Source organism: Pedobacter sp. FW305-3-2-15-E-R2A2, assembly GCF_038446955.1.
Taxonomy (GTDB): Bacteria; Bacteroidota; Bacteroidia; order Sphingobacteriales; family Sphingobacteriaceae; genus Pedobacter.
In genome coordinates this window covers 3,133,051-3,154,303 of sequence record NZ_CP151803.1, presented here as the reverse complement: position 1 = coordinate 3,154,303, position 21,253 = coordinate 3,133,051, and the positions used below count along the sequence as shown (strand labels likewise).

Sequence of the window (21,253 nt, the reverse complement as noted above, 5' to 3'; positions counted from 1 at the left end):
AAAACTAAAAGTCAATAATTAAGGCCATGTGGTCGCTGGTGCTTCTTACCACACCATAGTTGTCCCACTCCCGGAATTTTGTTCCAACACCTTTTGTCTTTGGCGCATACCCACCGTTTCCATTGGGTGTTGGATTTGGGGGCAACAGCAACGCAACTGGTGCTAAAGGATCTGTAGCTGTGCTATCCTTTTCCATTGCAGTAATATAAGCCAATGATCCTTTTGGGCCGGCATAAGCAGGTGTAGTCGGTTTAGTATAAGGAGAACCGGTAACCAGGTTCACGATCGTGATGTTACTTGAAACCGGTGCCCTCGTTGCATCCCCATAACGGGTCAGCATATTGTCGTAACTGTTTTGCGTCATATATCCATATGCGGGATAGCCTCTGGTATTCGTAGGCTCTGCTTTATTCTTTCCGGAAGTACCATATAAAGTGGTACAGATATACCCCTGATCCGGAAAGCCGGATACGGTGGTCGGGTTAACCTGCCTGATATAACTATCCCCAATAAGGGTGTCGTAAGCCTCAGCCGACAAAACAGCATCTGATAGATTGACATTAAAATCACCCATGATGATCGCATCATCCTGCGCCGTAAGCAGGTTGGTGATTTCTCTGATATTGCTTAAGGAATCGACCCCTTCAGCAGAAATAAGCGTTTCTGGCGGAGGTGCATGATAAGCCAGCAATTTTATATTTCTATTGCTGCCGGCATCCCAGAAGGTGGTCAGATAAGGCGGCCGTTCACCAGCGCTCGGAAATTCCAGTTGTACCGCGGGGGTAGCCCCATCATCATATAGCCATTGTCCGGCAAATTGATTTTGTGGCAGTCCACCATTAATAATCCCGGCCGTTGTCGGGGTGTCTACAGCAGGTAAAGCAGTATCCCAGGGCGCAGCATAGGCAACTGTAGCACCTGTTCCTATTGCACTTGCCGGATTAACTCCACCTACCCAGCCAAAAGGCCCGGTAAAAAACAGATTGCTGGCGCTGTTAAAAAATACGCAGACCCCTTCTTTTAAAGTGCCCTGACCAACAATCAAAGGAGGAACCAACATCCAGGTTGCGCCAAATCTGGTGCGTATTTTCTGCAACAAATCCAATGCCGCCTGACTGCCCCCAGTGTTGATTAAAGTACCCTCTGCGCCAGCACCTGTTGTGGTCTCGATGATCACAAAGATATCCGGCCTGTTTACGTTCATCACATTTAAAATCAAATCACTACGGTTCCCTGAGGCAACTACACCAGTGGGAAGCGATCTGTCTTTTCTTTTCGTACTAGGATCGTTGATCTTATTTATTGAAAATTTTTCTATGTTCCAATACAGTATTCTTGTCATAAAGCATTTCTTTTGGCTACATTCTGGTTGGTTAAGGCGTTTTATTGTAGGAGGCATACCATCCCAGACTGCTGGAAGTAGCACCCTTCGCGGGGTTCCCAAAAAGCAGGAAATTTGTGCTTCCACCTGGTGGAAGCTTCAATATTCCAAGGAATTTCAAGGCGATGTTCGATAAAGTAAGCAGGTAAGAACCCTGGGCATCGGCACTCGCAGCCGGAATGTATTGCAAACGCAGCTTGTCGATGGTTAATTTTAACAGGCCCTGGATACTGAGCAATTTCGCATTGCTGGAAGTGCCCGGTAATTTGATGCCGATGAGGATATTGTAGGTGTTAGAATCTTTTTGCTCCCCCGGGCTCCAGGCCAGTAACAGGCTGGCATTGAATCCCAGGTTACCTGCCAGTTCTCCCGGACTCCCCAGGTTAAGGTTCATCTGCAAGCCGTACCAGTCGCCGGAAAGCCCGGTCGCATTTACCCCGGGTAAACCAAGGGTGAGGAAACCCTGACTGGAAGGCGCTGACTCCTCATTGCCACTCATTAATTTAGAGATGGATAAAGCAAAATTTGGATATAAACTACTGTCGCGGGTAGTACTTTGAGAAGAGTTAAAAGAGATCTGACTCGCATCAAAGGCATAACTCACTACCGAAGGATTGTTCAGATTAAAGCCCATTTCAATATAGAGATCCGCATAACTCAATCCCTTTTGATAATCCGCATCTTCCTCCTCTTTAGTTCCAAAAGACCAGGCATCGAAAACGTAGGCCGTTAAGGTACTTGGATCCACTTCCGGAGGTGGCGGTGGCTGGGGTGGTACACAACTGATCACGCCAAAATTCAGGAATCCCCACATCAAAAAGCGGGTTTCAATATCAACTGCTAAAGGATCAGTGGTTAAGGTGTTGAATTGTATTTTGGTAATCTCTACATTTTGCAGTAAGTTACTGTCAAAGTAAAACAGGTTATCCTCTTTATTGTCAAACACATATACCGCTGTTCCATTGTGATCCTGATAGGTGCCATTCAGCACCACGGTATTGAGTTTTGCTGCACCGTATGGGTTATTGGTAAAGGCCACCTTGTCCGAAAACAGGTTGTTCATCGTGAGCTGGATCTTGCTGGAGAAGCTTTTAATGGCGGTATTCTCGAACAATACCTGTAAGGAAAGTACTTTAAAATCATAGGTGGCATTCACCAAAGGTGGGATTGGCTTGTCTACACTTAATCCTTGTGCCACCTGGACCCCATAAGCCGGATCAATGTAATTGATCAGCCCGAAAATAGAACTGACTGGTCCCATGGTGATCGTACCGGTTGCATCTACCCTGTTTACTTCTACGCCCACATGGTGTGCATTGAAATTTTTAAGGTTGATTCCGCTGATCAGCCCTTTTAACTGCTGCGGGAATTCCTGTAGATTAATGTCCGCTTTCAGGGCAAGGATGCCATTCCAGTTGGGATCGTTAATGATCTGGTGGAATTTTTCATAATAATTCACCTCATCAGCGCTTTGTGCTGCATTTGCAGCATTGTAATAAGCTGTTTCGGCAGATTGCAGGTAACTTTGCAGCCAGGAAGAAATGGCCACCAATTGATTATAAGAGCCATCTAAGGCATCCGGAGCAATATTGAAAGCATTGGCCTGGGTCCAGTCTTTCGGGTTCTTCACCCTGTCCAAAACGGTCCCCTGACAAAATTTAAAGATCAGTACGTTGTTGTAATCTGCGTAAGTATTGTTGGTGCCTACATTAAAATCAAATGGCCAGTCTTCAATCGACATTTTGTTGTTGAAGATCGCTTCTGCGCTTGTGCCTCCCTCCTGGTCCTGTATCGTAGAAAACAAGGTGCCCAGGTATTGATTGTTCGTCATCACCACAAATTGCTGATTGGTGAGAAAGGCCGACTGCAGTTCCGAACTCAAATTGATAAAGCTCAGCTGATATTCAGGTGCAGGATCAGGAACCTGACCTACAGGGCTCACATACCAATGTGCAGCCGGATTTTCGTCTACGGTATTCTGAGCGAGGTTGAGCAAGCTCCAGCTTCCCGTATCCATCACATTGGCCACCAAGCCCTGTGGTGTAGTTGATGGTGTATAACCGGTAGCATTGGCTCCTGAAGAAAGCATCGCTCTTTTGGCCCTGCTTTTACTGGCATTGGGCGCCGAAAAGCTGTTTGTAATCTTAGCTTTTCTTTCGGCACTCAATATTTTTGATTCAAAGGATTTTATATCGCCCGTTCCGGGAGGCAAAATTGCCGGAATGCCCAGGTAAGGAACCATAGGCACATAAAAATTGTCAGCTTGAGGCATGTCCACTGAGGGCTCAAAGAAACCAAGGAAGCTTGAATTGGGGTCTTCTGAAGCAACCCCATGCCCTTTCGCATATAAAGAAGCCCCTTGCGGCTGACAGGCATATTGGACATTTCCAGTGCTGGCAGAAACAATATTGGCCCAGGAAGTCAGGTATTCGGAAGTCAACACCGGATTATCTGTACCCGGTTGTGCCAGGGAAACCGGCTCAGTTGGAAAATTCGGCGCATATGCGGGCTGCCGGCTAATAAAGCGCAAGCGATCTCCAGTGGCGCTTTCCCCGGTATTCACATATGGACTGAAAGTGATCACCTCTGTGCCTGATAACCCCGGCAGAAAATCAAACTGCCCGTTCTCATCAGGAATGGCAGTCGGACTGGCACTCATGTCCAGGTAAAAATCTCCTTCAGGAACCATGTAATACACCTGATCTTTTGCGTTACGCGGCGATGGAGAAATGACAAACCTTGCCGTATAAGTAGTCGGATATAGATTATTGATCAGTTCAGTACTGGTTATTAAATCTATAAAAGGGACCAATCCAATGGGATATCCCGTATTAATGGCATTGTAACTTGGGAATATAGCTGCCCTGTTATTGCCCGAATCGCTGTTATATATTTTACCGGTAAAGGCAAAATAAGTGTTGAGCTGAGCAGCATTGCCGATGTCCAGCAAGTCTATCTGAGCCTGTGTAATTGCATATTCATTCACATTACTACCTGGCTTAAGTATTGGATACGTAAAAACGTTCAATGTGCTGCCACTTAGGTAGTAATAGTTGTTTTGAAGTCCATATCCCTGGAAATCCATTTTGAGGTTAAATCCAAGGGAAAACCTGAAACTTCCGGTCCCTGCAACACCAAATGGAATGGTCATATTGCTGTTGAAAAGGGATTGGGTACCAATGGTTTTATTTGCGAAACTGATGTTCGGATACCTGCTGTTAAAGGCAAATTCTATGTTTGTTGGTGCATCCAGCGGACTGTAGGCCACCACGGTATTGTTGTCGATGTTTAAAGTGGCGAAATTGTTCCCGATAGAGAGATTGGTGGTTTTGGCCACCACAAAACTACTTCCCGGGGTGTATTGAACCAGATTGATCACCGTAGTATTGCTGGCAGAAAGTGGTAAAGTCGTATCCAGAATCCAGGCGAGGCCAAGATAACCTGCAATGCCTGTCCCTGTTCTAAAGGTCGATAGATACTTTTGATAGTCGTCGGTAACGGTATTCGACAGTTCTACCCTGCTAAAAAGGAAATATACCTGCTGCTGAAAAGCAGTGGGCAAATCAATGAGTGTTTCTGTATATGTTGAGCCGGCAGGTAACAATACTGCGGCAAATTCGCTGCCTTGTGCTTCAGCAACATATAAACTTCCTCCTCCGAATTTTGCATTACTAAAAGTAACGCCACTGGTGATCTGGCTCAAAATAGGTTGATTTAATAGGGATAATAAAAATCAATTCCCAGGACAAAAGAGCATCGTGGTAATTGCTACATTTTGTGAAGACAGGTTAATGGTAGAAAGTTGTTTTCCTTTAAAGTCCCCAACTACAATGATTTGTTGCCCTGGTGCTAAAGTATGAATCCCGTTAACAAGTGACCCATTGTCGTATTTGATGGAATCGGGAGCTCCGGTATTCACGGCCACTGCAATATTGGAGAGGCTTATATTTCGCATATAATACACACAAGATGTACCATTATTGGTCTTCAGTTGGGTGTATTGAAAGGGCAATAGCGTAATTGGTTTCTGAATTTGTTTTGTTGGACTCTGACTTGATACCAGAGTCCAACTCAACATCGTCAGAAAGAAAACAAGGATACATACTCCTCCTTTTACTGTCTTTCTTGAAAAGTTCAACTACTAGAGTTTTTAATACTTAAGCAGTTACACAGGTAATTAAAGCGCTGGCAGGCACCGCAGAACTGGTGTTGTTCTGGATCGTGATCACAGCTCCCCCCATGTTACCAAATGCGACAATCGCAAATCCAGGTGAATTTGCAGGAACCGTAAACAGGCCATTTAAATATGGAGAAGGTTGACCATTCACAAATACGGATGCACCAGTTGGTATACCCGAAATTACCACCATAAGGTTATTTGAAGTTGAAGTATTTACCGTGTTAATGGTAGTCGAAGCTCCGTTAGAAGTTGTAATTGTACAATTCTGTGAAGGTGTAATGGTTGCAGTACCATTCTGATTGATTGTTGGATTTGCCATGATGATTGTTTTTAAGTTTTAAATGTTTTATGATTGGTTTGATTTGAAATAGGCGCATTCCTGAGGTATTGGCCCGCATAAAAAACCGTTAAAAACAACTGACAAATAAAAGCTTGCTAGCATTTGCTCCTTGCAAAGACAATTGGCTGATCCGGGAAAAAGCGGATAAACTGTTTTAATAGATGTCTGAGAAAAAGCAAAAATAGAATCACCACCATAAATGGCTGAGAGAGGCGTTTTCATTTTTTGAGATTTATGCGTTAATACTTCTAGTGAGTTGTTAAATCTCATTAGATCTATCGTAAAGCTATGGAAATAAAAATGAACTTTTGTGGGTAGAAATCCTCCTTTTTGAAAAACAGGTATTTTTACCTGTATCAACAAGGATACATCTTTATGAGGTTTTAGTTCATAAAGATATATCCTGGAAACAATTTCATCATCGATAACTCATCGGTATAATGACTAGCTTCCTGTTACTGGTGGTGATCCATACATGTGAATTTGGAGCAAAGCCTAAACTATTCAACCAATTTCCGGAGAGTATGATTTGAGGATAGATGGTTCTGCTGTTACGATTGAAACGGATTTGTGGTTGGACTTTTAATGACCTAACGACTTTTTGTGTTCTGACTTTGTTCTTTTTAGTTACTCGCATAAATATAGTTTTTAAGTAGCCTGATGGTGCTGCGAGTAACAAATACACTGAAATGTTCGGGACTTTCACCCAACCTCCACCAGGCTGTGATTTTAATTATTTCGTTCAATATTAGCATAGCATATTTATTATTCGCATGTCAAATATACAGAACAAAAAGAATTTAATTTAACTATTGAGATAATATTTATCAACAATATAAACTAAAACGAAACCACACATATAACCCACACTTTTTCCGATATGCATTTAGCGTAGTCAGGGACAGCAAAACGGAAGTCAAGCCTCAATAAGGAGCAGTCAGTTTAAATCATTTTATTTTAATAGAAACAAGAAGGCAAAGAAGTTCTGACCTTACCTCAAGCCCTATTCCAGTTCAATTTTGTACTGCTGAGCTATTCTTTCTAGATTTTCAATTTGGAAAGAATTCACTCGCGGCTCCGACCAGCGAACTTCTTCCCTCCCGTCTGGATAAATAGTTTTGTGACTCGTAGATTTTGGAATAATCGCTTCTTTATATTGATTTATAAGTATGTCTCTCCCATTTTGAAAATCGCCAAACTCCAACTCTAAAACAGCAAGGTCATTTCTATTAATCATCAAATTAAAAGGGCGATCTTCTCTGGTTATACGCAGTACTTCACACAATGAACTTAATGTTTGAAGTTCTTCAAATAAAGGGAGTAAATGTTGATTCAAATCATTGATAACCCGTTCTTCAATTTCAGGGAAATCAGATTCCAAATTTATTTCATACCAATAGTCGTGATCATATATTAAATGACCTGTTCTAACGGAGGCAAAACATTCATCTACTTTTATAAACTTCGAGTCATTAATCCTATCCTTCGAGATCCGGAACACCGTCTCATTATAGAAGCCTAGATTTATCGTAAAAGAAATCCGTTCATGATGGTTCCATTGGCTTTTTTGAACGTTAGCGCATTGTACGACACCATTAATTGTCCGGTTGAAATTCAAGTTACTTTTCTTAAATCCCAGGCTCTTGAAAAAGGGAACAATACAGTTCTTTACCAGACTTTTAAATTCCAAATCAATATCTCTATCCATAAAAATTAATTTATTGTCATTACGAATTTAAACCACTTAATTTATCCAACCAACTGTCACGTTCAGTAACAACACCGAAGAATTTGTGATATCGCAAACTTGGTGTCAAGCGTTAGCATTTTTTTCTGCGAGATCAGAGTAATATTCTAATACTATTTTCGGTTCTTCCGTGATGGATTGTTCTTTTCATCAAGTACAATTTTACTAAGCACCTTGGGACCGGAAATAGTGTAGCGTCTAGTTGGTATGAAATTTTTATCTACTTCTTCTTCTATCACTTCCTCCATTACTGTAGTTTCCATAATGTCTTCGATTGGTTCGATAACATCTACCTTTTCTATGGTGGTTGCTACTGGGACTGAAAGTGTTAACGAATCGCTTTTTTTAACATCTAGTGCAACCAGTCCTTCATGTCTAAAAGCAACATAAAAATCAACTTTGTCTGTCTCATTAGTACCCTTTAGGAAGCCATTAACAAAAGGATTGAAAAACGCAGTTAATCCACAATCCAGCTTAATGACACCATTCTGTCTTTCATTTATAATTGTAATTCTTCCCGACACCCTACGGTAGTCACCATTATCTAAGTCCCTTGTCTCCTTATGATTTATAATCGAGTCTATGCCCTCCCAAACTGACAAATACTCAAAAGCAAAATATCTGTTTATCGAAAGAGAACTACAACGTGTAAGATAAAAATCGCACTGTGTGCGATCAGTAAGGCTGATTGAATCGCCTGCCCTTATAATTTTTGAGGCATACAATACATATAAATAATACGCCGCCTCTAGTTGAAGGAACCGTGACCTCTCTGCGTTATCGTGCCATATCCGAAGCTTAGAAATAGCCTCGTCGACTGAGATATCCACATTAGTGTTTCGAATGAAACTAAACCATAGCCGAAAACTAACCATGTTTGTAGGGTCCTGCAGAATATTGTCATTTAACAGTTGTTGAATACGATTTATTTCTTCATCCTTCAATTTCTTCCATGCATTTTTAATATTTCTTCTTTCACCCTTAACTTTACCTAATAACAGAGATTGAATTACCATTACTCTCATTTTCGGACGAAAAGCCCTCTCCACAGAATCCAAAAGAGATTGATAAACTCCAGTCGATCCGTCAAAATCACCAATCAGCCCTAACACGTTGCCTTCCCCTTCTCGTACTTTATTCCTTGAAATCGTCAGCTTAGATGTATCACCTAACGTTTCCTGATTCTCAATCAAAATTTTAGCGGTCTCTATATTTTCGAGGATAGTGTAATACTTTTCCAAATACCAAGCACTCCTGTTACTACTTAGGAAGCTCGAACGATTATCCATGCCAGATAATTCACGACCATAATCTATAACATCTGCCAACATCTGTATAATTGCTACATGCGCATAAATATTGGAGGAATTTCTTTGCAAACTAGCCTCAAAAAAAGCACAACCACTGTCGGCTATTTCCTTTAATTCAGTCTGTTCAATCTCAGACTCTCCTTTTTTTCTGTAAGAACTATGAAGAAACTCAACTTCTCTTCTTTTACTCATTCCCCCAAAATGGTGCAGGTTAAAATCTGAATCTCCATCTAAGGAACTCAATGCATCGTCGATGAGCGCATTTGCTTCTTCAAAATCCTTTCGCTCCACGGGGTTTTCGTAAATAAACCTAGCTAGCTGTCCCTTAAAATGGCTTTCTGTTTGATAGGCATCAACTAAAGCTTTAAGGACCTCCAATTGACGCTCTTTGTTAGCTATATCCCTTAGTAGGGTCGAGAAATTGTAGCTGTAACCAACCGATCGATTCTGCGAATTCATAATAGATTCGTCATTTTCTCTACTAAAGAACATACCTTTCAAAAGCTGCAAGCTTTCATCCACAAGAAATTCGTTGTTCCTTTTAAACTCTTCAATGAAACGAAGCGCGTAGGCCGCAATTTGATCCTTCCAAGCGTCCTTTCCCCCCCTCCCTAATACGTTGGTCATTATCCCTTCTGCAAATTTTGAAAACCTTGGTCTCCAATACTCGCTGTATTCTTGATCACGCACGTCAAATTCTTGTAATAAAAGCTTTCGTATATATTGCTCACTCGCTTTGGTATGACGCAATTCTTCTGGCAATCCATTTTTAAACATCGCCCGGAATATCAAATGAGATACAGTTTTTTGCGAATAATAATAGGCCATTGCAACAAATACAGTGAACTGAACCTGATTATCGGGCATCTTATTAATATAGGCACCGATATAGTCATTTAACTTAGTATGATTGTAAAGATCTTCACTTATAGCTAACGAGAAGTCGATGACTTCGCAACTAGCCGGTAGACTTTTTTCAAGTTCTTTAACGTCTTTGGCATTCTTTGAATGCCTTTCAACTAGGCTAACAAACCTCATCTTTTCAGCGCGATCTACAATTGTATCTTCTAGAATGAAAGATAACAAATTCTTTTGTCCAGCATTCCCCATAACCCGCTTTACGTAAACAAAGCAAACTGTGAGTTTTTTTGCATTACATGTTTTGATTAAACTTTCGAGATCATCCTGATCAACTGCTGCACTTTCTACAATCGCAAGAACATTTTTATTAACTTTACTTAAAAATTGAGAAAGTAGTTCAAAGGTGTTTGTATTGTAGCGTTTAATTAAAATTGTAGGGTAGACTTCCCTCAATTTAAATGATATTTTACGTCCTAGAACAGTGCCCCCAGCTCCAGGTTTATGCAATAACTCAAATTTAAATGATTTTTTGGCCTTAGAAAGTGTTTCCGAGATACTGTTAACTAAGTCATTATACCTATAACGTTCTACTGCATTATTAACGTTTAGATCGTGCCATGTAATTTCTTCACCGTGTAAAAATGGAGGTATATTCGACTGATCGGAAGGTCTTTTCTGAAGATATATTGATTTGTAAATAATCTCTATATGGCCGTCTAAAAGTTTATTGTACATGTCAGAGATATCTACAATTGCGATTTCTTCACTCGAGGTTCTACCAGGCACTAAATATCTGGTTTCATCATTCTCAAATTCATCGACTGTTGCCTGCAAATGTCCCACCAGTGATGACCAAGATAAGGGTATGACCTCTATATCTGGCACCCATCGCGTCAATTCAGGTAGCCGCTTTGCTACACTTTCGTCAGTCGATAATACTAAATGTCTAAATAAATCTGGTGAGACACTTTCAATATCTGAGATACTCCGAATCAGCTCCTCCAAATAATCCCAGTCATCCCATAGGTAAATAACTATGTATTGATGTGTCGCTTTTGATGCAAATTCACTTAGTTGTTCAGAAATGAAATGATGATAGCGTTTTGTTCTCCAGCTGGAAAAATTTTTAGTTATTGAATTAGATAATGATTTGAGGCCGTTAGCAAATAGCCAATTTACACTTCCTGCTGATCCATTCGACAGAAGATTTTTTTTATTCCGATTTTCAATAGTCAAATGCGAAATACTTTTGAATTTGCCACCTTCAAAACTTTTGTATAAACCTGTCTCTTTCGATTCAGGATTAAAATCTAAAATAAACGACCAATTTATTAGCATTAGTAGCCTGAGTTGGTCCAAAGAGCAGTCGTCAAACGTCGGTGGTGAAATCAAAATAAACCGATTGGTCCGAGAAAGTCGATCCGTGGCATTATAGAAATCAGTCCAGGGTGAATATAATAATTTGTGAATTTCTTCCAAATTCAACCTTCCTTCAAATGCCTCAGACAACAGCTCAGGTTCATTTATCGAAAATTTTGCATGTAGGAAGATAGACAAGTTTTTAATTAATGGCTTACAAACTTCGGCCTCAACACGATAGTCGATTGGCTCATTAGGATTGTGTGCCCCCACATGACACCGCTGTAATTCTCTCAACGCATTTATCATAGTTGAGTTTAAAAGATCATTTTGCTGTACAACATAAAATAATGATGCATAACCTAGATGGACACTAGAATCGACATCATTTCCTGAAGTATCAGATTTCCCAATAACTATTTCATACCCTAGTTTATCACCCCATCTTTCAATGATGATAATTTTCATAAAAGCTTCAACAGCTTTCCTAAAATCTTCCAGAGCGTGTTCAAAATCATTCTCGTGAAATAAAGGTAAAGCATATAGTAGGTGTTTCTGAAACTCTAGAACTTTCTTTTCAATAAGTGGGCTAAACGACATAAGGATAATAATTATGTATCAATTGCCGACAAGATAAATAATTTTGGCAACAAAATAACACCTATATCCTTTAGCTCACACCTTAAAAAGCAACAGTAACAAGCACAGTTAACGCTCAAACATACTATCTATCCTAAATGTCATATTTTGACTTTTGCTAACATTTTCCAAACCTACAAGCCGATCAAATGATAGCATTTCGTGAAGTAAATTTATATAACTCTGGTTGTATGAGACTTAGGTCATTTAGACCTAAATAAGCTTTATTGAGGAAATACATTTGATCATCTAGAATTAAACATTAGAGATTAGGAAATCAAAATGTCACTATCAAGAATATTTAATATCTTTATTTTAATGTTAGATCGATTTGCACTCTCTTCTGAAAAATTACACGGATTGCTGTTAGAAAAAGATGTCAAATTTCTTTACCACGCCAATACTGTGGCCACATCAAGAACACTCATCCAAGCAGGAAGTTTACTTTCTAGACATGAGGTAGCATTGAAAGAAGGTTTTCAAACCAAACAGTTTACCGATGACAAGGATGTTATTCATGATGTTTGGGATTCTATATTTGTTGATGGTACTGATCACCATCAGTTCTGTTTCGATTCTCTCTGGATCTATTGTTAACCAATGAATTCGAGAAAGTTTACGTAACAAGGGATAATCCCTCAAGATGGAACGATGACATGCCCATTGAGGAAAAATACTATGATAATCTTGAAGAGGTAAATAAAGATTATCTTAACGGAACAGGCAACGATTCTAGGATTATGTTTACATTCAGAAAGAAAGGCCATACTTTAAGATTTACCCAATACCTGCATTCGATAGGTCTAGATGCTCCCAGCATTATGATTAAAACCAAACAGGGCGAAATTTATACAGAGACATACATAAAAGCAGCCATTGGATATTACGGTTTGAATTGTGCCAGCTATTTCGGCCTGATAGTGCCAGCGATTACGGTTTAAATGATGCCACTTTAGTGGTTTAGTTTTAGCCCATCTTTCCGTTTTTTACGGTTCGAATTGTGCCACTTTAAAAGATCAAGAAAGAATTACCTTATCGTTATTAAATACAGCGATATGGCCAACAAACTTGATCCGATGGACTTAAAGCAAATACTCACATTACATCTGGAGGGTTACAGTAACCGTAAAATAGGTTCTGTTCTCGGTATTTCCCGTAATACAGTCAATACCTATATGCAACTATTTGCTGGTAGCGACTATTCATTTCAGGAGCTTCTGGGGTTTGATACCCCTGCTTTATCTGAGCTGTTCTCATCCCATACTACACTAGATCCCGTACGCCACAATGAGCTCATGCTCTATTTTGAGGGGGTCAACAAGGCCCGGAACCACCACGTTCTCGCTGTAATTGAAAGAATCTCCAAGGAAGAAATTCCACCCATCAAATTATTATCAGATAGATACTTTCAAATTTATGACGGAAAGAAATATCCACCTAAATATATAATTTCAATAGCCCATGAAGTTGAATTTGGTTTTCCTCTAGGACCATTGCCCGGTGTATCATTCGAGAATGAATATCGAAATTGTTACAAATACATAAAATAATAAACCCTCTGAAAAATTTAGAGGGCTTATTGTTAGTTTAATCTACATCTTCAATAGAGACCGGACACAAACTCTTATGAAATTAAATGTTATTTAAACCTAATTCATTTAAAAATTCATTATGCTTATCCGTATTTATTTTTATACTTTCATTTATTGAAGCCAATTTAACGTTAACGTCTTTCAAATCAATTTGCACTTCGTCCTTTGATGTACTTACGTAACGAGAGATATTCAGATTGTAGCCATTTTTTTCGATTTCATCCATTGAAACTCTACGAGCATATCTTTCAATATGTTCAGGTCTGAATTGATAAGTTTCTACAATTTTTTGAATGTCGTTCGGTTCACCTTTTTCGCCTTCTCTCAGGGTGTTTTGTTTTTTGCCTGGTTTGTAGTTCTCAGCGGCATTAATAAACAAAACATCATCTTGTTTTTTGCATTTTTTTAACACCAAAATACAAACAGGAATACCCGTTGAATAAAACAAATTAGAAGGTAAACCTATTACGGTGTCAATATGATTGTCTTTTAATAATTTTGTACGAATTCGTTCTTCGGCACCACCACGAAATAAAACACCATGTGGCAAAATGATTGCCATCGTTCCTTCTTTTCCTAAGAAATGAAAACCGTGTAATAAGAAAGCGAAATCAGCAGCAGATTTAGGTGCTAATCCATGGCTCTTGAAACGAAAATCTTCTGACAACGTATCGTTAGGTTCCCAACGTAAACTAAAAGGGGGATTAGCTACTATTGCATCGAATTCAATCTTTTTACTAGGGTTCATTTCATTCAATACATCCCAATGGTTAAGCAAGGTATCTCCGTGAAAAATTTCGAACTCTGTATCTTTTATACCATGCAAAAGCATATTCATTCGGGCAAGATTGTAGGTCGTAATGTTTTTTTCCTGCCCATAAATTTTATTAATATTCCCCCCGCTATCCTTAATTCGTTTTCGCACATTCAGCAATAAAGAGCCTGATCCACATGCAAAATCGAGCACCTTGTCCATTTTATCTTTTTTACCTGTTGTTGGATCTTGGCTATCCAAGGTTACGATTTCAGATAATATGGTTGAAATTTGTTGAGGTGTATAGAATTCACCAGCCTTTTTACCAGATCCTGCGGCAAATTGACCAATTAAATATTCATATGCATCTCCCAGCGTGTCAGAATCAGTAGAAAAATCGGCAATGCCCTCAGCTATTTTAGTAATAACTTTACAAAGTTTTTCGTTTCTATCTGTAGATGTTTTTCCTAACTTTTCAGAATTCAAATTGATTTCAGAAAACAACCCCTGAAAGGCACTATCAAATGATTCGTCTTGAATATATTTAAACCCTTTACCTAAAGTTCTTGTTAGTTCATCATCTTGAGTTCTTGCCATTTCGGTAATATTACTCCACAAATACTGCGGCTTAATCACGTAATGGACTTTTCTTCTCATTTGTTTTTCAAACTCTTCAATATCATCCAAATTTCCCTCATACCATAATTGAAGTGGTGTTGATACACCAAATTCCGTTACAATATTTGAATCTGTTTTAGGATAATCTGAACCTAATTCTTTTTTTGCAGCCTCTTCATAGTTACTAGACAAATACCTTAAAAATAAAAAAGAAAGCATATAGTCACGGAAATCATCCGCATTCATTGCTCCACGTAAATCGTTTGCTATATCCCAAAGGGTCTTACCCAATTGTTGTTGTTCTTTTTGTGTCATTTTAATTGTTGTTCTTATCTAATCTTGGTGTTTGTATCGCCACTTCTTCGGCTGCTTGAACTTCTTCTTCAATTGGAGTTTCAGCTGCTGGTATTACTACTTCTGCTACTGGTTCCATAACTATTTCTTCATTAAAAATTTCCGGAAAATAAAACTCATACTTATCTAGAAATCCATTTAAAATGCGTTTAAAAAGTTCTTTGTTATCGTCACCCATTTCTACTGGGTCAAATATTGAATACTTTCCATGACTGAATAATTGCAATGCTCGTTCAAAAAGCACATCATCTTCTAAGCCATCTATACATCTATCAATTTTATCATAACCGAAAAACGTTGCCGTTTTTTCTAAAATACTTCTCAATGAATTAAAATGATAAGTATAGATTTTGTTTGATTCAACTACTTTTTTTAGGTCACTTAATGTGGCAATATGATGGAAAAAAGGCGTGTCATTTGTGTCCTGCAAAGCATAGCCATCATGCCCTCTATTGTGTAGAAAGTAACGTTTGTTTTTAACCTTTCTGCCAAATTCATTGTAAAGTACATTGAAAAACAGACTATGATGGGTAGAAACTACAGCTTTAATCTCGTTACCTTCCGTTGTTAGTAAATTGCATAAATCGCAGGCCACCGCAATAGCATTATTCTCATCTAGAGACGATATTGGGTCGTCAATATAAACATACTTCACCCAACCATATGCAGGATCTTTGTCAATAGCAAGTTGACAAATAGCAAGAAAAAAACACCAAATAAATAAAGTTTCCTCACCTCTTGATATTTTAATATTTTCAATTGTTTTCTCATTACCATCAACAATTATACTTCTTGAAAAAGCTACAGTTGATGTATCATAATCAATGTCAAATTTTAAATCAACATAATTATTAAAGAAGGATTCAATTTTGACATCTAAATCTAATTCATGCAGTCCATCAAAAAATGCAGAATCAGGATTAAGTTTAAGTATTCTATTGGTATCGTTTTCCAAATCATTATTCCAAGAGAAAAGATCTTCTGTAAACGCATTAAAATACAATGTGTCTCTCTTGGTTACATTACCATCACCATCAAACTCTTTTCCTGCTTGTTTAAATTCCATGGAAAGCCTGGTTTTACCGATACCATTGTGTGCGAAAAATAAAATTAAATCTTTTTCTTTACGATGATCGCCAGTTAAATCCTTTCTAAAATCTGAAGCTACCTCCGCTAGGGTTGCAAAATTATTTATTGTACTCATTTTCTAGTCATTCATTTTAGGAAACAATCCTTGCATTAACCCTTTTTTGTGCTGTTTCAACTGTTCTATCTTTTTCACCTGCGCTGTTATGAGTTCATCTAAGGCAGAAAGACAAGAAGCTATTTTTTGTTGTTCTTTAGGATTTTTAGGCAAAGGAATTGGAATAATATCAAGATTACCTCTGTTAAGTTTCGGCTGAGCCATTCCGGTTAGAAAGTCTTCAATGCTTATTGAGTTAAGATATTTCTCAACTAATAATTGAGTACTTGAATTTTCAAATTTTAGAACATGAGCATGATTATTTACCCAAGTTTTACCTGTGATACTAAATGCAATTGGGTAATTTCTATCAATCAAATTTGCACCATCTTCCGAAATACAAAGCAAATTATCATCATAAATATATCCCTTAACGTAGTCAATAATTCCAGAAGCTCCATAATAAGGAATATCCCCTTTTTCTCTTTGGTTTGAAGTAATCGGAATCCTTTTTGAATCTAAATTATTGGCAATCTGCCCCAACTTCTTTTCCACCCATTCGACATCATTTGCAAACTCAGGAAAACGATACTTTGGAACAGTTTCACCTTCTTGTGTAAAAAGATTCTGCATTAAAGCTTTTTTGTGTTCTTTAAGTAATTCCAACTTTTGATTGTAGGCTGTAATTACTCCATCTAAAGAAGAAAGACAATCAGCTATCTTTTTTTGTTCCTTTATTGATTTGGGAACAATTAACTCTACTTCTCTTAAAACATCTAAACCAATTCTTTTTCTTGTAGAACCAGTTGATTTCTTTTCAATAGCTTCTCTTATTTGTTTTGAATTTATTAATGAATAAATGAAATATTTAGAATAATTTTTCTCATCAATTACTAACCTTATACCATCAGATGCCATAACACATCTTTCTAGAAAATTTGGGATAATACAAGCTCTTCCAACGGGATCTCCCATTTTTGATATGATTATATCACCTGAGTAGATGTTACAACTTAATAACTCATTTGCTTTTTCAATAGATGTATAGATTTTATTGTCATCATTAAATTCACCATCACCTATATTTTGAAGTTGAATAATTCTAAATCCAGATAAAGTGTAATCGCTTGCTTTAAGGTTTGAACCAAATGGACCACCTGTAAAACTCCATTTTACTTTTTTATCTGCTGTGTCAATTAATGATTTATCCAACCATTCTCCATCATTCACAAACTCAGGAAACCGCAATTCGGGTATTAATTTATTATTCATAAGCTGCTAGTCCTGAAATTTCACGCCCTTGGGCTATTTTTTTTAGTTGTGGCACCAAGTCTTCCATTAATGCCAATTCTTTTACTCTGCGTTCTTTCCAGCTTAATTGTAAGGGTTGTAATAGGTCAGTTAGTTCTTCTCCGTCAAAAATCATTCGGCTCATTATTTTTTCTACAAAACTCTTTAAATCTGCCGTTTGCAAAATGTGTTTATTGGCAATGGCAGCCAGTTCTTTGTTATATTTATCGTATTTAAAATCTTCGTATCCATTGCGTAAACTATTTACATCCTGTCCGCTATTCCAGTCTAATGCATTAATGTACTCAGTTAAATCTTCCTGCTCGTCCAACATATTAGCATTAGCGCTCATTAAGCTAATAACCTGTGCTTTGGTCATTTTTTGCTTAGCAGGTTTCTTTTGCGTACTATCTGCAATTAGGTTCATGATGTAATCATAATCGATTACCGCAGATGCAAACAAAACAAATTCAAAATCTAATTGCTGAATTTCAGGAGGTGCATCGTCACCTTCTTTCTGCTGTCTTTTCTGAAATTGTTTGGCGGTTTCTATATAGGAACTACGAAACTCCTGAAAATTTTCCTTTGGTAAAATAGCTTCAATTTTCGCCTTTTGTTCCTCATCCAAATCAGTGAATTGATCTAGCTGCACTTTTAACCGTTGTATTTCTTTGAAATTCTCAATGAAAGTTATTTTTGCAGCATCCCCTTTTAAGTTATATACTTCTTCTGGTTCGCGAAGCAAATTATGATCCTGCATAAATCCCCCCAATTTTTCTACGGCTTGTTTGAATTTATCCATCACCACCGGTGAAGGATCAACTAACCATATTTCTCTAGCATTTCCGCTGTTTCCTCCGGAAAAAAGAGCAATTGCCTGATTAACCAGCTCCTGCTGTGAACGGAAATCCAAAATATTACCATAAGGTTTCGTGTCATTTAATACACGATTGGTTCGTGAAAACGCTTGTATCAGTCCGTGATATTTAAGGTTTTTGTCTACATATAACGTATTAAGGTATTTGGAATCAAAACCTGTAAGCAACATATCCACTACGATAGTAATATCAATCTTGTTTTTATGTGGATAATCTTTATTACTGTATTTCTGGTCTTTAATACGTCTTTGTACATCCTGATAATACAAATCAAACTCATTGATACTATGATTGGTACCAAATTGTTTATTGTAATCAGTAATTATTTCCGTCAATGCTTTTTTCTTCTCTTCTGGATTTTGCTTATTATCTTCTTTTTCCTGTGTTAAGTCTTCCTGTATTTGCTGAATATCTTTGTTTCCTTCAGCTGGCGGAGAGAATACACAAGCAATATTCAGAGGAACATAATCTGCATTATCGGTTTGTTTCTTTTTTTGAGACTCTTTAAAAAGTTTATAATATTCAATGGCATTATTAATGGAAGCTGTTGCTAATACGCCATTAAATTTACGTTGATTAGTAGCAGCATCGTGTTTTTCCAAAATGGCTTCTACAACTGCTTGCCGCGCAATCGCTTCACCTGGTTTAGCATTTTGCATGCCTTTACCTTTAAAATAATCTATATGAAAACGCAAAACGTTCTTGTCCTCTATCGCATGAGTAATCGTATAAGCGTGCAATTCTTGTTGAAAAATATCCTTCGTAGTTTTATAGGAGGCATATTCACCTTCTCGAATGTTATAAGCTGCATTTTCATCAAAAATAGGTGTTCCTGTAAACCCAAATAGCTGAGCATTAGGAAAAAACTCTTTAATAGCTTTATGATTATCTCCAAACTGAGACCGATGACATTCATCAAAAATAAACACTACACGTTTATTGCTAAGTGTTTCTAAACGCTCTTTATAATTTTTCTTGTTTGTACCATCAAGAGCTAATCCTAATTTTTGAATGGTAGTAACAATAACTTTATCGGCATAGTCCGTAGATAGTAAACGCCTTACTAAAGTCTCGGTATTAGTATTTTCTTCTACACTACCTTCTTGAAATCTATTAAATTCTTCCCGTGTTTGTCGATCTAGGTCTTTTCTATCTACTACAAACAAACATTTTTCAACATCGGGATTATTTTTCAACAAAGTTGAGGTCTTGAACGAAGTCAGCGTTTTACCGCTACCTGTAGTATGCCATATGTAGCCATTACCTCTATTGTCTTTAATGCAATCCACGATGGCTTTTACCGCATAAATTTGGTATGGTCGCATTACAAGCAATTTCTGCTCACTTTCTACCAATACCATATACTTGCTAATCATTTCGCCAAGAGTACACTTGCTTAGAAATTTATCCGTAAAATCATATAAGTTATTGGTTTTTTTATTGTCAATATCTGCTAATTCATACACTGGTAAGAATTGTTCATCTGCGTTAAAGGCAAAGTGTTGATTCTTATTGTTTGCAAAATAAAGCGTTCTTCCACCATTACTAACGATAAACAATTGCATAAAACAAAGCAGGGAATTACCATAGCCATTACCTGGTTCGTTTTTATAATCAACAATCTGCTGCATGGCTTTTCGATGCGAAATATCACCCTTTTTAAGTTCAATTTGCACTACGGGTAAACCATTAATGAGTAGAATAACATCATATCTTTGATGACTATTTTCTGTATTGATACGTAATTGATTGATGACTTCAAAATCATTTTTGCACCAATCTTTGTTGTTTACTAATGTATAATGCAAAGGAGTTCCATCTTCACGCTCGAAATATTGTCTTTCACGTAATAATTTAGAAGCTTCAAAAACGTCAGGATTTATAATTTCTTCACGTAACCGTAAATACTCGCTATCCGTTAATCGAACCCTATTGAGTGCTTCAAATTTTTGACGGAAGTTATTTTCTAATGATTTTTTATCGACAATTTCATGACGGTAGATGTATTTAAGCCCCTTTAGCTGCTGTATTAGACTTTCTTCTATTAGATTTTCTTTACTCATTCTTCTTTCAATAAATCTTTGGCGTTAACTTCCAGAATTTTTGCAATTCGGTACAAATCTTCAATACTTGGTTGTCTAACATTTCGGGTATATTCATTAATTGTGTTGTAACTTTTGTTCAACTGTTTAGCAAGCCAAGTTTGTGAAATACCTTTTTCTTTCAAAATTTCTTTAATACGGTTCATTCAACGCCTAGTTAAATTTATAGTGTCAAATATAGTAATAATACACTAGCAAATAATGTAAATTTCCACTGTATTGTTGTGGTTTTGCAAGTGACGTCCCCCCGAAAACGCCTGATTCTCTAGTTCTAAGTGGCTAGTTTTTCGGGAGGGGCTCAATAGATCATTAAACTTTACTAACTTGAGCAACATTAGTGACATCTTTGATATGTTATTTTTTTAATAAAAAACCAACAATGATTGGTAGAATCACATCTATTCAAAATGAAAATCAATTAAATCGACGAAATAGTTCAGAAGAAAATATATAAATCGCTAGTTACTTCTCAGTCAAAAAGGAATAAACAATGATCATCAGATAGACGAAGGGAAATAAGAACAATGGAACGTCCTGATTAAAAGCCATCTCTAATTTTACAGCAAAAATAGATTTTAAGAAATGTTAAGCATCCATAAAATTCCTCTATTTTAAATTTCAGAAATCCCCTATGCAAACGCTTAATTCTCCGTAACTATATTCAT

The 21,253-nt window shown here is 37.5% G+C and carries 15 protein-coding genes; 3 read left to right on the top strand and 12 right to left on the bottom strand.

Annotated elements, in window-relative coordinates:
- Positions 1 to 4: 4 nt before the first annotated feature.
- The 7 genes from AAFF35_RS12755 to AAFF35_RS12725 form a co-directional block, all read right to left on the bottom strand.
- Positions 5 to 1,342 (bottom strand): hypothetical protein, encoded by a 1,338-nt coding sequence (locus AAFF35_RS12755; RefSeq protein ID WP_342332895.1) that lies wholly within the window; start codon positions 1,340 to 1,342, stop codon positions 5 to 7.
- A gap of 31 nt (positions 1,343 to 1,373) precedes the next feature.
- Positions 1,374 to 5,084, bottom strand: coding sequence for a hypothetical protein (locus AAFF35_RS12750; protein WP_342332894.1), 3,711 nt, complete (start codon positions 5,082 to 5,084; stop codon positions 1,374 to 1,376).
- Between the two features lie 30 nt (positions 5,085 to 5,114).
- A complete protein-coding gene (locus AAFF35_RS12745; RefSeq protein ID WP_342332893.1) occupies positions 5,115 to 5,519 on the bottom strand; it encodes a hypothetical protein in 405 nt (134 codons plus the stop codon).
- A gap of 19 nt (positions 5,520 to 5,538) precedes the next feature.
- The gene (locus tag AAFF35_RS12740; protein ID WP_342332892.1) at positions 5,539 to 5,880 is read right to left on the bottom strand and encodes a hypothetical protein; all 342 of its coding nucleotides are present in this window, start codon (positions 5,878 to 5,880) and stop codon (positions 5,539 to 5,541) included.
- Positions 5,881 to 5,907: 27 nt separating this feature from the next.
- The gene (locus tag AAFF35_RS12735) at positions 5,908 to 6,123 is read right to left on the bottom strand and encodes a hypothetical protein (protein WP_342332891.1); all 216 of its coding nucleotides are present in this window, start codon (positions 6,121 to 6,123) and stop codon (positions 5,908 to 5,910) included.
- 781 nt (positions 6,124 to 6,904) lie between these two features.
- Positions 6,905 to 7,609, bottom strand: coding sequence for a DUF4304 domain-containing protein (locus tag AAFF35_RS12730; RefSeq protein WP_342332890.1), 705 nt, complete (start codon positions 7,607 to 7,609; stop codon positions 6,905 to 6,907).
- A 152-nt stretch (positions 7,610 to 7,761) separates the two neighbouring features.
- On the bottom strand, positions 7,762 to 11,778 hold the full coding sequence (locus AAFF35_RS12725; protein WP_342332889.1) for a hypothetical protein: 4,017 nt from the start codon (positions 11,776 to 11,778) through the stop codon (positions 7,762 to 7,764).
- Positions 11,779 to 12,099: 321 nt separating this feature from the next.
- Between AAFF35_RS12725 and AAFF35_RS12720 the strand changes: the two genes are divergently transcribed.
- The 3 genes from AAFF35_RS12720 to AAFF35_RS12710 all read left to right on the top strand — a co-directional run bounded on the left by AAFF35_RS12720 (position 12,100) and on the right by AAFF35_RS12710 (position 13,367).
- Complete coding sequence (locus AAFF35_RS12720) at positions 12,100 to 12,414, top strand: hypothetical protein (RefSeq protein ID WP_342332888.1); 315 nt, start codon at positions 12,100 to 12,102, stop codon at positions 12,412 to 12,414.
- 59 nt (positions 12,415 to 12,473) lie between these two features.
- Positions 12,474 to 12,758: a hypothetical protein gene (locus AAFF35_RS12715; RefSeq protein WP_342332887.1), complete on the top strand. Its 285-nt coding sequence runs from the start codon at positions 12,474 to 12,476 to the stop codon at positions 12,756 to 12,758.
- Between the two features lie 114 nt (positions 12,759 to 12,872).
- A complete protein-coding gene (locus AAFF35_RS12710; protein ID WP_342332886.1) occupies positions 12,873 to 13,367 on the top strand; it encodes a sigma factor-like helix-turn-helix DNA-binding protein in 495 nt (164 codons plus the stop codon).
- Between the two features lie 82 nt (positions 13,368 to 13,449).
- On the opposite strand, the gene AAFF35_RS12705 is transcribed toward AAFF35_RS12710, so the two are convergent.
- The 5 genes from AAFF35_RS12705 to AAFF35_RS12685 are packed head-to-tail and all read right to left on the bottom strand — an operon-like array spanning position 13,450 to position 20,734.
- Positions 13,450 to 15,096, bottom strand: a complete 1,647-nt coding sequence (locus AAFF35_RS12705) for a type I restriction-modification system subunit M (RefSeq protein ID WP_342332885.1) — start codon at positions 15,094 to 15,096, stop codon at positions 13,450 to 13,452.
- 1 nt (position 15,097) lies between these two features.
- The gene (locus AAFF35_RS12700) at positions 15,098 to 16,339 is read right to left on the bottom strand and encodes an AAA family ATPase (protein ID WP_342332884.1); all 1,242 of its coding nucleotides are present in this window, start codon (positions 16,337 to 16,339) and stop codon (positions 15,098 to 15,100) included.
- A gap of 3 nt (positions 16,340 to 16,342) precedes the next feature.
- Positions 16,343 to 17,590, bottom strand: a complete 1,248-nt coding sequence (locus AAFF35_RS12695; RefSeq protein ID WP_342332883.1) for a restriction endonuclease subunit S — start codon at positions 17,588 to 17,590, stop codon at positions 16,343 to 16,345.
- On the bottom strand, positions 17,583 to 20,549 hold the full coding sequence (locus AAFF35_RS12690; protein WP_342332882.1) for a type I restriction endonuclease subunit R: 2,967 nt from the start codon (positions 20,547 to 20,549) through the stop codon (positions 17,583 to 17,585). The genes AAFF35_RS12695 and AAFF35_RS12690 overlap by 8 nt, the downstream gene beginning before the upstream one ends.
- Positions 20,546 to 20,734, bottom strand: a complete 189-nt coding sequence (locus AAFF35_RS12685) for a helix-turn-helix transcriptional regulator (RefSeq protein ID WP_342332881.1) — start codon at positions 20,732 to 20,734, stop codon at positions 20,546 to 20,548. The genes AAFF35_RS12690 and AAFF35_RS12685 overlap by 4 nt, the downstream gene beginning before the upstream one ends.
- Positions 20,735 to 21,253: the final 519 nt, after the last annotated feature.

Coding starts and splice junctions, on each gene's coding strand:
- AAFF35_RS12755 (WP_342332895.1), bottom strand. CDS start 1,342: ATGACAAGAATACTGTATTGGAACATAGAAAAATTTTCAATAAATAAG.
- AAFF35_RS12740 (WP_342332892.1), bottom strand. CDS start 5,880: ATGGCAAATCCAACAATCAATCAGAATGGTACTGCAACCATTACACCT.
- AAFF35_RS12735 (WP_342332891.1), bottom strand. CDS start 6,123: ATGAAAACGCCTCTCTCAGCCATTTATGGTGGTGATTCTATTTTTGCT.
- AAFF35_RS12730 (WP_342332890.1), bottom strand. CDS start 7,609: ATGGATAGAGATATTGATTTGGAATTTAAAAGTCTGGTAAAGAACTGT.
- AAFF35_RS12725 (WP_342332889.1), bottom strand. CDS start 11,778: ATGTCGTTTAGCCCACTTATTGAAAAGAAAGTTCTAGAGTTTCAGAAA.
- AAFF35_RS12720 (WP_342332888.1), top strand. CDS start 12,100: ATGTCACTATCAAGAATATTTAATATCTTTATTTTAATGTTAGATCGA.
- AAFF35_RS12715 (WP_342332887.1), top strand. CDS start 12,474: ATGCCCATTGAGGAAAAATACTATGATAATCTTGAAGAGGTAAATAAA.
- AAFF35_RS12710 (WP_342332886.1), top strand. CDS start 12,873: ATGGCCAACAAACTTGATCCGATGGACTTAAAGCAAATACTCACATTA.
- AAFF35_RS12705 (WP_342332885.1), bottom strand. CDS start 15,096: ATGACACAAAAAGAACAACAACAATTGGGTAAGACCCTTTGGGATATA.
- AAFF35_RS12700 (WP_342332884.1), bottom strand. CDS start 16,339: ATGAGTACAATAAATAATTTTGCAACCCTAGCGGAGGTAGCTTCAGAT.
- AAFF35_RS12695 (WP_342332883.1), bottom strand. CDS start 17,590: ATGAATAATAAATTAATACCCGAATTGCGGTTTCCTGAGTTTGTGAAT.
- AAFF35_RS12690 (WP_342332882.1), bottom strand. CDS start 20,549: ATGAGTAAAGAAAATCTAATAGAAGAAAGTCTAATACAGCAGCTAAAG.
- AAFF35_RS12685 (WP_342332881.1), bottom strand. CDS start 20,734: ATGAACCGTATTAAAGAAATTTTGAAAGAAAAAGGTATTTCACAAACT.